The organism is Fortiea sp. LEGE XX443, assembly GCF_015206815.1.
GTDB lineage: Bacteria > Cyanobacteriota > Cyanobacteriia > Cyanobacteriales > Nostocaceae > Nostoc_B.
The window spans coordinates 19,504-32,911 of the sequence record NZ_JADEXZ010000014.1 but is presented as its reverse complement, the minus strand read 5'-3'; the positions used below and the strand labels follow the sequence as shown (position 1 = coordinate 32,911).

Annotated in this window: 8 protein-coding genes; 3 read left to right on the top strand and 5 right to left on the bottom strand. The window is 41.4% G+C overall.

Annotated features, from left to right (window positions below):
- Nucleotides 1-61: 61 nt before the first annotated feature.
- The 3 genes from IQ259_RS08075 to cimA form a co-directional block, all read right to left on the bottom strand.
- Nucleotides 62-958, bottom strand: a complete 897-nt coding sequence (locus IQ259_RS08075; protein WP_193883427.1) for a UTP--glucose-1-phosphate uridylyltransferase — start codon at nt 956-958, stop codon at nt 62-64.
- Between the two features lie 167 nt (nt 959-1,125).
- Entirely contained in the window at nt 1,126-3,783 is a 2,658-nt protein-coding gene (gene leuS, locus IQ259_RS08070) for a leucine--tRNA ligase (RefSeq protein WP_193883425.1), read from the bottom strand.
- Nucleotides 3,784-3,944: 161 nt separating this feature from the next.
- Nucleotides 3,945-5,600, bottom strand: coding sequence for a citramalate synthase (cimA, locus tag IQ259_RS08065; RefSeq protein WP_193883423.1), 1,656 nt, complete (start codon nt 5,598-5,600; stop codon nt 3,945-3,947).
- 458 nt (nt 5,601-6,058) lie between these two features.
- Here cimA and IQ259_RS08060 point away from each other — a divergent pair, with 458 nt between their 5' ends.
- The 3 genes from IQ259_RS08060 (at nt 6,059) to IQ259_RS08050 (ending at nt 10,619) form a co-directional block, all read left to right on the top strand.
- Complete coding sequence (locus IQ259_RS08060) at nt 6,059-6,502, top strand: hypothetical protein (protein ID WP_193883421.1); 444 nt, start codon at nt 6,059-6,061, stop codon at nt 6,500-6,502.
- Between the two features lie 169 nt (nt 6,503-6,671).
- A complete protein-coding gene (gene thiO / locus IQ259_RS08055) occupies nt 6,672-8,609 on the top strand; it encodes a glycine oxidase ThiO (RefSeq protein WP_193883419.1) in 1,938 nt (645 codons plus the stop codon).
- Between the two features lie 204 nt (nt 8,610-8,813).
- Nucleotides 8,814-10,619, top strand: a complete 1,806-nt coding sequence (locus tag IQ259_RS08050; RefSeq protein ID WP_193883417.1) for a DUF3352 domain-containing protein — start codon at nt 8,814-8,816, stop codon at nt 10,617-10,619.
- 56 nt (nt 10,620-10,675) lie between these two features.
- On the opposite strand, the gene IQ259_RS08045 is transcribed toward IQ259_RS08050, so the two are convergent.
- Entirely contained in the window at nt 10,676-11,656 is a 981-nt protein-coding gene (locus IQ259_RS08045) for an aldo/keto reductase (RefSeq protein ID WP_193883415.1), read from the bottom strand.
- A gap of 86 nt (nt 11,657-11,742) precedes the next feature.
- Complete coding sequence (locus tag IQ259_RS08040) at nt 11,743-13,158, bottom strand: response regulator (protein ID WP_193883413.1); 1,416 nt, start codon at nt 13,156-13,158, stop codon at nt 11,743-11,745.
- Nucleotides 13,159-13,408 lie beyond the last annotated feature (250 nt).

The following is a 13,408-nucleotide window of genomic DNA, read 5'->3' as shown; positions in this document are numbered from 1 at the left end:
AGTGCAATATTTGACGTTCTATGCTAGGTCTAAAATTTTAGCGATCGCCTAATTATATTTTCTAGGATTTTGATATATTTCTAAAATCAACCATTGTTTGCCAATAAGCATCTGGTAAGCCTGTATCGAAACATTTTCCTTGGACAACATAGCCAGTCATGCCCTCTGCTTGGCATATGCTATCAAGACAAGATGTTAACTGAAATTCGCCGCGATCGCGTATATTTTTATCTATATGTTCTCCTAAACAATCAAAAATTTTCGGTGTCAGTACATACAAGCCAAATATACATAAAAACTCATCCTCAGACATACCCGCTACCCGCAGATGTTGACGTGCATAATCAACAGTTGGTTTTTCATAAAGTTGTGTCACTTGCAAAATAGAATCGGTTTTTTGCCACACTCCAGTTACACATCCAGCTTTATGAATTATCGCTGCTGGCATAGTAGTCAAACTTACAATACTTTGCTGTACTTGTGAGTAAATATCTAAAACTTGACTTGCACAAGATTTATCAGTGTCAGATTTATAAACATGGTCGCCTAGCATGAGCAAAAATGGCTCATCTTGTACCCAATCTTTAGCACAAAAAACGGCATGACCATAGCCTTCTTGCTTTTCTTGGGTAAGAATTGTAATTTTGTTACCGATATCTTGCAGATATTGGCTATATTTTTGATTTTCAGGAGAAAGCTTTTGTAAAAGTTCTGGCTGTGGTGGATTTTTAAATAAATCTGCAAAAATTTCTACATCATCTGGTTGTACCACAATGCCAATTTCTGTAATTCCCGCACTAATCGCCTCTTCTACAATTGCCAAAATTACAGGTTTAGCCCTACCATCTCGGTCAATAATTGGGAATAGTTCTTTTTTCACAACTTTGGTGGCTGGAAACAAGCGAGTACCGAAACCAGCAGCCGGAATCACAGCTTTTCGGACTTTATCTTTTGGCATAGTTTAGCATTGGCAGACTGCGTTATTTTGTTTAATGAGCGCTTCTGTGATTTAAATCCTTTTTAAGAGGTTCAGGTTCCCGATTTCTTTAAAGAAGTCGGGAATCTTATTTTTTACTAATGATTTAGGACTGCTATATATTCGCCTAATACTTTTAAAACATCCTCTTAGCTGACAACAAAATTCACCAACTTGCCAGGAACTACAATCACTTTCTTAATCTCCTTACCTTCAAGGTGACGCTGTACAACTTCTGATTCACGGGCGAACTTCTCCAACACGGCTTTATCTGCTTGTGCCGGAACTTGAATATCAGCACGCTTTTTGCCGTTAACTTGAATCACTAAAGTAATTTCATCAGCTATTAAAGCAGCTGCATCAAATGACGGCCAAGTTTGGGTATGAACTGAGTTGTTATTTCCTAATAAATGCCACAATTCATCAGCAATGTGTGGCGCAAAGGGAGCCAGTAACGCCACTAAACTTTGAATACCTTCTGCATAAATTGGTGAATTTTTATAGTCGCTATCAGTCAAAGAATTACTCAATTTCATCAATTCCGAAATAGCGGTATTGAATTGATATTCATCCTCTAAGTCTTCTGTTACTGATTTAATCGCAGTGTGAATTGCTCGGCGTAATTCTTTTTCTGGTTTACTCAAATCATCTAGTTGAGCTTTCTTACGTGATACCCCAGCCGCAATATAGTCTGTTACCAAACGCCACACCCGATTTAAGAAGCGGAATTGTCCTTCTACATCGGCTTCATCCCACTCCAAATCTTTTTCTGGTGGTGCTTTGAATAAGATGAACATCCGCGCTGTATCTATACCATACTTAGAAATCACATCTTCCGGCGCTACACCATTACCCTTGGATTTAGACATGGTAGCGTAAAGGCGTTGTAGTGGTTCCCCTGTTTGGGGGTCGCGGGCGTCAGCGGGGTTAACAAGATGAGAGGGAATCCATTTATCTTTACCGCCCTTATTGGGATTCAAGTAAGTTAAACCCTGTACCATCCCTTGAGTTAACAAGCGCTCAAATGGTTCATCAAAATTCAACAAGCCTCTATCGCGCAATACTTTGGTAAAGAACCGCGAGTATAACAAATGCAAAATCGCGTGTTCAATTCCACCCACATACTGGTTTACTGGCATCCAGTCGTTAGTTTTAGCGGAGTCGAACACCTGTTGTTCGTTCTGTGCGTCAGGGAAGCGCAAGAAATACCACGAAGAATCAATAAAGGTGTCCATTGTGTCAGTTTCCCGCTTTGCTGGTGTACCACAAGTTGGGCAAGGTACATTTAACCAGCTTTCTAATTGCGTCAACGGTGAACCGCCGCGTCCAGTAAATTCCACTTCTTCTGGTAAGGTGACTGGCAAATCTTTGTCTGGTACTGGCACAATTCCACAGTTAGGACAGTGAATCACCGGGATGGGTGCGCCCCAATAACGCTGTCGGGAAATCAACCAATCTCGCAGGCGGTATTGGATACGTTCTTTGCCAAAACCTTGTTCCTCAGCATATTTTATGATTGCAGCTTTAGCATCTACGGAATTCATGCCAGTAAACTGCCCAGAATTAATTAAAACTCCTGGCTCAGTGTATGCGTGGTTGTATTCAATTTGCACGAGTTGGGTAACTTCCTCTGTCTCGGATGCGGGAGTTAATTCAAAACCTGCAACATCTTCTGGCGCAGCAATCACAAACTCAATGGGCAAATCATAAGCTTGGGCAAACTTAAAGTCCCGCACATCATGGGCTGGTACACCCATAACTGCCCCAGTACCATATTCATACAATACATAGTCAGCAATTAAAATTGGTACTTCTTCCCCGGTGAAAGGGTTTATGGCGTTACCACCTGTGGGAATGCCTCGTTTTGGTTTGTCTTCGGCGGTGCGTTCCAACTCACTTTGATTGGCAACTTCTGTAATAAATGTTTCTACTGCTGCTTGCTGTTCTTTGGTGGTGACGCGCTTGGTTAAGGGATGTTCTGGTGCTAAGACTACGTAACTAACACCATAAACAGTATCTGGGCGAGTGGTGTACACGCCGATTTTTTCATCCATCCCCACAATGGGAAATTCTAAATATGCACCTGAAGATTTCCCAATCCAGTTGGCTTGCATTAATTTGACGCGTTCTGGCCAACCTGTCAATTTATCCAAGTCGTTGAGTAATTCTTCAGCGTAGTCGGTAATCTTGAAAAACCATTGCCGTAATAATTTGCGCTCAACTTTCGCACCACTGCGCCAAGAACGGCCTTCGTTATCAACTTGTTCGTTGGCTAATACAGTTTGGTCAATGGGGTCCCAGTTGACCGCTGCTTCTCTTTGGTAGGCTAACCCCGCTTGCAAAAACTGCAAGAAAATCCATTGTGTCCACTTGTAATAATCTGGTGAACAGGTAGCAACTTCACTCTCCCAGTCGATGGATAAACCCAGACGCTGTAATTGCTGGCGCATTTGAGCAATATTTTGGTAAGTCCACTTGGCGGGTGGAACTCCGCGGTCAATTGCAGCATTTTCTGCGGGTAAGCCAAAAGCATCCCAACCCATTGGGTGTAAAACTCTATAGCCTTGCATTCGCTTGAGGCGAGCAATCACATCTGTAATTGTGTAATTACGGACGTGACCCATGTGTAAGCTACCCGATGGATAAGGGAACATGGATAAAGCGTAGAATTTTGGCTTATTGTTTTCTGTAGGGGTATTATCTAAACCAAGTTCTGCCCAAGTTTTTTGCCATTTTTCTTCAATAGCGGCAGGAGAATATTTATTTAACGCAATATCATTACCTATAGCCTTTAAATTCTCTGTCATGCTCAATCTAATGCTCAAAAGTGTAATTTTCAGTGTTTGAGAGGAGGTTTTGAGCATAATTTTAGATTTAGAGTCTATGCTCAAAAAATTCTCATTCTTTATTATCCCTTTCTCTTCCTGTTATGTAGCTCTGATTTGTCGAAGAATCGGTGTTCTAGTTCCTAGGCTTTCAATGCTGCTTCTGCTTGGGAATGCAATAACAAACCGTATTCCAACCCCTCAACCACTGCTTGATAAGAAGCTGCCAAAATATTGGTTGAAACCCCGACAGTCGTCCAGCGTTGATGGCCGTTTCCTGACTCTACTAAGGCTCTGGTTTTGGCTGCTGTACCCGCATGTCCATCAAGAATTCGTACTTTGTAATCTGTCAACTCAAAACTGGCAAGTTGGGGATAAAAGTTCACTAAAGCTTTGCGTAACGCTGCGTCTAAAGCTGCAACCGGGCCGTTACCTTCCGCCGCTTCTAAAATATTCTGGCCATTGACGGCGACTTTCACCGTGGCTAAAGCGCTGCTTGTTTCTTTCCCTTCCACTAAGTCACAGTGTACTTGAAAACCTTTGACTTCAAAAAATTCTTGGCGATCGCCCAAAGCTTCATACATCAACAAGGCAAAACTAGCTTCTGCGGCTTCAAATTGATAGCCTTGACTCTCCAATTGTTTGAGCCGTTGGAGAATTTGCCGCGCTTGGGGTGTTTGCTTGTCTAATTCAATCCCAAAAGTTCGCGCTTTTGCCAACACATTACTCAGTCCCGCCTGTTCGGAAATTACTATCCGCCGCCGATTACCGACTTGTTCCGGTTGAATATGTTCATAAGTTAAGGGATTGCGTTCGACTGCGGAGACATGAATACCGCCTTTATGAGCAAAAGCTGAACGTCCGACAAAAGGGGCGTGTTCATCAGGAGCAAGATTTACTACCTCACTCACAAAGCGACTCGCTTCTGTAACCTGAGTAAGCTGGTGTTCTCCGATACAGCCATAACCCATCTTTAGTTGTAAGTTAGGAATTAAAGAACAAAGGTTGGCGTTTCCACAACGTTCACCATAACCATTGATTGTTCCTTGTACCATTGTTGCCCCAGCCATCACAGCTGCTAGGGCGTTTGCCACTGCCAAATCACAATCATTGTGAGTATGAATGCCGATTTGAGGAATTGTTGTTTGTTTTTGTTCGTTTGTCATTAATTTTTGACAAATCATAGATGACAAATGACTATTGACAGTTTGCACACTTTCACTAACTTCGTGAGGCAAAGTCCCGCCATTTGTATCACATAAAACTAACCATTCCGCACCAGATGCGATCGCTGCCTCTAATGTCTGTAAAGCATAATCAGGGTTGTGCTTATAGCCATCAAACCAATGTTCAGCATCGTAGATCACGCGCCGCCCTTGGGAGCGAAAATACTCAATAGTATCGCGGATCATGGCCAAATTTTCCGCTAAAGTGGTCTTCAGACCCTCTGTAACGTGTAAATCCCAAGATTTGCCAAAAATTGTCACCCAGCGAGAACCTGCCGTTAAAATCGCTTGCAGCATTGGTTCATCTGCTGCGATCGTATTGGGACGACGCGTAGAACAAAATGCCACAATTTCTGCTTGTTTGAGCGGATCTTCTTGCAGTTGCCAGAAAAATTGAACATCCTTCGGATTAGCGCCAGGCCAACCACCTTCAATAAAAGGAATTCCTAGTTGATCGAGTCTCTTGGCAATGCGTAGCTTGTCTTCTATGGACACCGATAGCCCTTCGCATTGAGTACCATCTCGTAGCGTGGTGTCATAAAGCCAAATTTGAGGAGAAGGATTTGTGGTCATAAAACAAGATCATACGAGACAACGATAGAGGAAATGTGCCAATATACAACAAAAAGCCAGTTTTGTAATTTAAATATGCCCAAAGTACTAGCTCAATGTAAAAAAAATAAGTGTGCTGGGTTATGCACCCCATGTCACTTTCGGGTAGATTGAGACGTATAGTGACAATTTTGGGTTTAAATTACGAAAAATTTTGCAGCAAAATGGTGTTGACCTCTAAAACGGCGGAGCTAAGGCAAAAAACAGTCAGTTAATTAGTAGTGATGGTGCTGGTGCGGTCGGTAAAGTGATGTGTTGACTGTGAATTAGCATCACAAAGGTGGCGATCGCTTCCTTTCCATTCTCCTACAATAGACCAGCTTTGAGCCGCTCATACAGAGGATTTTACGGATTATTGGGTCAGGGTTATCGAATAGGAAAGGAAATCAAAAGGTTAGGTTACAAAGGAGAAAAACAATATGGGTAGATGGACACCGCTTATTCTCATGGGTGGAGGCTTGGCAATTTTATTGGGTACATTGCTGGGCATCAACTTTCCAATGGGTGGACAACAAACTGCCAGTAATAATACTCCCGGCGGTAAAACATCACGCGTTCTCCCAGCTAATATTAATGTTAATAGCACTGCCCCCAGCCGAGGTAGTCGTGCTTTAAGTGAAGACAGAGCCAGCACTCCCCAAGAAGATACTACCTCCACAGAAGCTAGAAGAAGTGTTAGGCAGGAAAATCTCAATACAACGACAACAGAACGCAGAAGCAGCGTTGCTCAAAATAATACTCCCAGCGAATCCTTCTCATCTCCTGACAATACATCAGATACAACTACTAGAGAAGTACAATCAACTGATACATCTTTTAGTAATAACGAGTCTGTCAGAGAACCGATTCGGGCTTTGTGGTAGGAAAAGAGGCAGGGAGGCAAGGGAGCAGGGAGCAGGGGGAAATAAATTTCTTATTGCTTAGTACCTACTACCCAATTCCTATAATTAGTCATTGGTAACAAGTTATTAGCTATAAGTTATGTAGTTGTGTACTAATGATCAATGGCTAATAACCAATGACTAATGACTAATGACTAGCGATATTTTAATTATTGGTGGCGGTGTTATTGGTTTAGCGATCGCCGTCGAACTCAAACTGCGCGGGACAAATGTCACCGTGCTTTGCCGTGATTTCCAGGCTGCTGCTACCCATGCTGCTGCTGGCATGTTAGCACCAGATGCAGAAATTATCCCAGATCAGGCAATGGGTGAGTTATGCAGGCGATCGCGTGCCTTATATCCAGAATGGACACGTAAACTAGAAGACTTAACTGGTGTAAATACTGGTTATTGGTCTTGCGGTATTTTAGCGCCTGTGTATCAAAAACCACAGTCTCCTGCACCCTGTGAATCACCTGCGTATTGGTTAGATCAAGCCGCCATTCATCAATATCAGCCAGGATTGGGAAATGATGTAGTTGGTGGCTGGTGGTATCCTGAAGATGCCCAAGTTGATAATCGGGCATTGGCACAAGCATTGTGGACTGCTGCTAAATCCCTCGGAGTGGAAATCAAAGATCACGTCACAGTGGAAGGATTAATCCAACAGCAAGGGCAAGTAATCGGCGTACAAACCAACACGGGAGTTATTCGTGCTACTCACTACGTTTTGGCTACTGGCGCTTGGTCAAATGAATTGTTACCCTTGCCTGTGAGTCCTCGCAAAGGGCAAATGCTAAGTGTGCGATTACCTGATTTTCTGCCGGAATTGCTCCTCAGACGAGTTTTGTTTGGGGAAAATATTTACATCGTCCCCAGACGGAATCGTTCGATTATTTTGGGTGCAACGAGCGAAGATGTGGGTTTTACTCCGAATAACACCCCCGCAGGCATTCAATATTTACTTCAGCAAGCTATTCGCTTATATCCACAATTACAGGATTATTCCATCCAAGAATTTTGGTGGGGTTTTCGCCCAGCTACCCCTGATGAATTACCCATTTTGGGAACTAGCCATTGTGAAAACTTGACTTTGGCTACAGGTCATTATCGGAATGGCATTTTACTCGCGCCCGTCACAGCACAGTTAATTGCTGATTTAATTTGCGAACAAAAATCCGATTCTTTACTTGCTCATTTCCACCATTCTCGCTTTCACACCCAGCCATCTACCGCCCCTATGCTGACTCACCCTGCTAATTTTACCAACAGTGATCGCCCTTCCCCACTCCCAGACTCCCCACTCGTCATTGCTGGCAAAACCTTTCAATCTCGCCTGATGACGGGAACTGGTAAGTATCGCAGTATTGCAGAAATGCAACAAAGTGTCATTGCTAGTAGTTGTCAAATTGTCACTGTTGCAGTAAGACGAGTCCAAACCAAAACTCCTGGACATGAAGGTTTAGCTGAAGCACTGGATTGGTCAAAAATTTGGATGTTACCCAATACTGCTGGTTGTCAAACCGCCGAAGAAGCAATTCGTGTGGCCCGTTTGGGGCGAGAAATGGCGAAACTTTTGGGGCAGGAAGATAATAACTTTGTGAAATTAGAAGTCATACCAGATCCAAAATATTTATTACCAGATCCGATTGGGACGCTGCAAGCCGCCGAACAGCTGGTGAAAGAAGGGTTTGCAGTATTACCTTATATTAATGCTGACCCGATGTTAGCCAAACGTTTAGAAGAAGCTGGCTGTGCAACAGTTATGCCTTTAGCATCACCCATCGGTTCAGGACAAGGGCTAAAAACCACAGCCAATATCCAAATCATTATTGAAAACGCTAATGTGCCAGTTGTTGTAGATGCAGGTATTGGTTCACCCTCAGAAGCATCTCAAGCAATGGAATTGGGTGCAGATGCCTTGTTGATTAATAGTGCGATCGCTCTGGCGCAAAATTCAGCCGCAATGGCTTATGCTATGAATTTGGCAACCGTCGCCGGTCGTCTAGCATACCTAGCTGGTAGAATGCCCATCAAATCTTACGCTAGTCCTAGTTCGCCTGTGACTGGGACAATTAATAGTTATTGAAGCGGACTTTGAAAGGAACAGATTCCCGACTTCTTTGAGAAGTCGGGAATCTGTTTGTTGAATTTTAATAATATTGTGATTTTAATTTTCTTAAAAAACTTTTTTTAATTAGTCATAAAAATATAACAAATAAATTCGCACAATTGTATTTTATGATTTATACATTTAGTTGCTAGGTTGCAATTCTAAAATCTACAATTCAAAATGGTATCACCAATTATTACAGTATCGCTATTATCGGCTTTAGCGGTCGTTTCTCCTGTGGCTGAGACTAGCGAGCCTACTGCATCTACTACACCAGCACCAGCGATCGCAAATATCTTACCAGCAGACACACCATTGGTAGGCTTAGTAAATACCAAGGCAGAAGCTTGGACATCCTTAAATCGGTTTTATTTATTTCAAAGAGCCTTTACAGCCGTATCCAAATATTTACCACCTTCTTTTAAACTCGATTATGCCAAAGAGATTGAGTCTTTGTTAGGTGATCAAGTAGCATTTGCTTTTTTGCCAAAAGTTGAGGGTACGACTGCAACCATAGATAATAACTTTGTCATGCTGGCTCCAATCAAGGATGAGTCACGCATACAGCCTTTTTTAGAACTACTTAAGAATGGAGATCCACAACGGGTAAAGGTAAGGGAATATAAAGGCATCACGATTTTAGAAGTGAAACCTCCAGAATCACCAAAATCAGATCCATCACCAGAATCACCTTCACCAACCAAGAAGCTAAGGCAATTTTCTACCAAGAAAAAACTCAAATTAGCTGCCATGCCTGTTTTGAGGAATCCTGATTGGTTAAAAAGACCACGGGGAATTGCGATCGCTACTTTACCAGGGTATATTGTCACGGGCATCACTGCTCAACCAATTGAGCAGATAATTGATGCTTCCCAAGGAAATACAACTCTTGCACAAAATACCCAATTCCAAGAAACAATCAAGCATCCTCAATATGCTAAATCCCTGCTTTCAGTTTATGAAAACTTCGTGACGTTGATTCCTTTAATCAACGACATTACCAAAGATCCCAGTCTGCCTTTTCCGATTATTGGTAGTGATGCCATTAACCTTGAGCAATTAAAAGACTACAGCAGCTTCAATGGTTTTGTAACAGTAGAATCAGAAGGTTTGCATTTTCAAGCTACCGCCTACCGCCAAACTCCTAAACCAGAAAAAGATGTCTTTCAAACCGAAAAGCACGAGGTAATACTATCTAGATTACCAGCCGCTACCTACTCTGCTGCCACTGGCCGCAACCTTAATCAGAAATGGCTACTTTTAACAGAAGCTCTTAGTACAAAGCCACAACTTAAAGAGTATCTAACACAACTTCGTAGTTTTGTCCAAAGCAGTACTAAACTTGATTTAGAAAAGGACATTACAAATTGGATGGATGGTGAATATGCCTTTTTCCTGTTTCCCTCTAAAGGCGGGTTACTTGGAGCAATCCCTAATTTGAATTTAGGCATAGGTATGGCTTTGGAAACAAATAATCGTACCGCCGCTGAAGCTACTCTCAAGAAGTTAGATGAATTCATTACATCTTTTTCAACAGGAGGAGTTGTAGTTAATACTCACAATATTAAAGGTCAAACTGTTACTAGTTGGGATGTGGGAGGAAATACCTCACAAAGCTTGTTGGCTTATAACTGGACAGATGATAATACTGTTGTTGTCACAACTGGGTTTGGAGCGATTCAAGATTTAATACCGCAGCCTTATCTTTTATTACCTTCAACTTATAATTTCCAAACAGCAACCAATTCCTTACCCCGTCCTAACTATGGATATTTCTATCTCAATGGAGGATCTACATTATCATGGATTTATGGTTTTTTACCCAGTTACTTTAATAGCCAGCAATTCCAACCCTGGAAACCAATAGTTGGCTCAATCTACAGCATTAGTGCCACAACATCTACAACACCAAACAAAGAACAATTTGATGTTTTAATGGTTTTGGCTCCTAATAGAAAGCCAATTAGTCCTGCGATAAAAGAGTGATTTAAAAGTGAGTTTTGTAGAGATGTTGCATTACCAAGTCTCTACAAAATTTAATGTTATTTCGTTTGAAAAATATTCTGCACCATTACTTTATCTGTACTACCAGCCGCTTTATCTAACTCTGCTATTTCTGTTGAGTCAAGTTGCCAACCTAAAGCACCAATATTTTCTTGTGCTTGTGCTAGGGACTTTGCGCCGGGAATAGGAATAGTTCCTTTACAGATGCACCAGTTTATGGCTACCTGTGACATGGTTTTATTTCGAGATTGTGCTACCTCTCGTAAACATGCTAACAGCGATCGCGCTCCTGGTAATAGCTGTCTAAACAACAACCCGCGAATGCCTTTGGGCAATTTCCCTTGTTCTGAATATTTACCTGTTAATATCCCTAAAGCCAGAGGACTGTAAGCAATTAGTTTAATGCCTAGTTCATCACAAACCTCTTTCAATCTCAATTGTGTTACCGGATAAGTAGACAACAGAGAATACTGTACTTGCAAGGTGGAAATAGGAACACCTCGTTCAGCAAATTTTTGATGCACAATTTTTAACTGTTGCGGGCCGTAATTCGATAGTCCAATTCCTTTAACTAAACCTTGTTCGTAGAGGTCAGCCAAACCATTCAATAGTCCTTTTTCTTGCCAAGGTGCATAATTGGCTGTAGACCAGTGCATTTGCACTAAATCGACATTTTTGCCCAAGCGTTTAGCAGAAGACTGACAAGCTTTAATCATAGATTGGCGCGTCCATCTCCAAGGGTAGGCTGCTAGTTTTGTCGCAATGCAAATATTTTCTTGATTTAATCCTTGATATTCTTGAGAGAATCGTCCCAAAAGCAACTCACTACGTCCATTTAATCGGCCAGTACCGTAAGAATCACCTGTGTCAAATAAGGTAACGCCATTGCTCACACACAAGTTAAACACGGTTTGCAACTGAGCATCCATGCTTTCGTTGTATCCCCAGAGGAGTTGGTTCCCCCACGCCCAAGTTCCGCAACCCATAGTTGAGAGGGATAGTTCTCGGCTAATTTGCATTTTTACTGGTTCTAGTAGCGCACTATCAACTGTATTATTCGCATATTATTGACGGTTAATTTTATCTAATTTATTCTGCACATGAATTAAGCCAAGTGCATAAATACAAGTTTTAGTAATTCTGCACGGGTAAATGGTTTAGTTAGATAACCAGATGCTCCGACTAATCTGGCTTTGACTTTATCGACAATTCCTCTATTGCCTGTGACAAAAATAATCGGAGTATGTTTAAACATGGAATTATTACGGATTATTTTACATAACTCATAGCCATCAATACCTGCCATGTTGAGATCCAACAAAATTAAGTCTGGTTTATGTCTAATAATCGACATGACAGCTTTGAGTGGATCATCAATCGTAATTACAGAAAAATTCTCACTTTCTAAAAAACGACTAATTTCTTTAAGAATTGTGGGGCTATCATCTACTGTAATGATTTTATAGGTGTTTTTGGCAGTTACGGTAGTAGTCGTTACTCTTTCAGGAGCAGATTTTATGGTATTTAGTATTGTTAATTCCTGAAGATTTTGTCTTGATGGTGGAAAAGTTTGTGGCGATCGCCTCCGGCGGGGCGTAGCCCATCGCACTACAGGAGTAAAATCTTCTACAGTCAGAGCCGTTTCAGGTTGACCATGAAGGTTAATGGGTTCTACTACCGTATCAATGAATTGCTTGTTAAGTAATGCTGTTGTATATCGAGAAGGCGATGCCGCTTTCGGCACATACTTAGGTAGCTGATCAAATGGAGGATCTGGTTCATGCAGTATCACCCCGCCTTTAACAATATGAGGGTATAAATTTTGAGCCAGTTGAATTTCATCTTGATTCATAATCACAGCCAGATGACGCAGACTGAAACCCTTCATCCAATTAGTTAATTCTGGCAGTAGTTGGGGTAGATTTTGGTTATGGAGCTTACTGTTAATTAATAGGTATGGACGCTGATATGGAGAAGCAATGTGGGGAGAGAAAGACTGCCAATTTCGTAATCGAATTTGGCAATTTTCTAGGGTTTTATCTACATCCAACCGACAGATTTTTGTTACTGTCTGCTGTGCATTACTTAAGGCATAACTACCAGTTTTAATTAACAAAAATGATTCAATAACTTCTTTTACCAATTCTTGAATCAAGATTGTAGCTTGTGCAGCATCCAGATATCCTTTGTTGATTAGCCAGTGAATTGCTTGATAATCAGCAGGTTGATTTGATACATTGCTACCATCAGAAATGGACTGATTTGACAACTCATGTTCAAACCTCATGCGTAATTGCACGCGGGTTTCACTACTAAGCTGATTGAGGCGGCGCAGATGACGTTCCAGCCTATCAAAGGGTTCAACTGAGTTGGTAGCGTAGGTTATTGCTCCCTGTTCTAAATAAATCGACCAGGTAACTAAGTTACTAAAAGCGTGCAAACACGTAGTGCCAACACTATTACATAGTTGTTTTAATAAACTCTGGGGACGTAAAACTGTAAATGTACCAAAATTATCCATTTTTAATAATTCTTTTCGGAAATTAACCAAAATTTATGTAAATCCGGATTCTTACCTATGTTGTACTTTATTTAGTTTTAATATGTCTCCAAGAAAATTATTTTCTGAAAGAAGAATATAAATCTATATTAAAAGTGATGGAAATCATCGCCTTACTCCTTGGGCTAGTATTTCTACTCATTCAGAAGTTGCAGCGGTGGCTTTGCCAATCAGCTGTTACACACTCAACACTTTTGTTTAGGATAAAAAT

What these genes read in the sequence shown, in the direction of transcription:
- IQ259_RS08060 (WP_193883421.1), top strand. Translation starts at nt 6,059, where the DNA reads ATGGGTAGATGGACACCGCTTATTCTCATGGGTGGAGGCTTGGCAATT.
- IQ259_RS08045 (WP_193883415.1), bottom strand. Translation starts at nt 11,656, where the DNA reads ATGCAAATTAGCCGAGAACTATCCCTCTCAACTATGGGTTGCGGAACT.
- thiO (WP_193883419.1), top strand. Translation starts at nt 6,672, where the DNA reads ATGACTAGCGATATTTTAATTATTGGTGGCGGTGTTATTGGTTTAGCG.
- IQ259_RS08050 (WP_193883417.1), top strand. Translation starts at nt 8,814, where the DNA reads ATGGTATCACCAATTATTACAGTATCGCTATTATCGGCTTTAGCGGTC.
- IQ259_RS08040 (WP_193883413.1), bottom strand. Translation starts at nt 13,158, where the DNA reads ATGGATAATTTTGGTACATTTACAGTTTTACGTCCCCAGAGTTTATTA.
- IQ259_RS08075 (WP_193883427.1), bottom strand. Translation starts at nt 958, where the DNA reads ATGCCAAAAGATAAAGTCCGAAAAGCTGTGATTCCGGCTGCTGGTTTC.
- leuS (WP_193883425.1), bottom strand. Translation starts at nt 3,783, where the DNA reads ATGACAGAGAATTTAAAGGCTATAGGTAATGATATTGCGTTAAATAAA.
- cimA (WP_193883423.1), bottom strand. Translation starts at nt 5,600, where the DNA reads ATGACCACAAATCCTTCTCCTCAAATTTGGCTTTATGACACCACGCTA.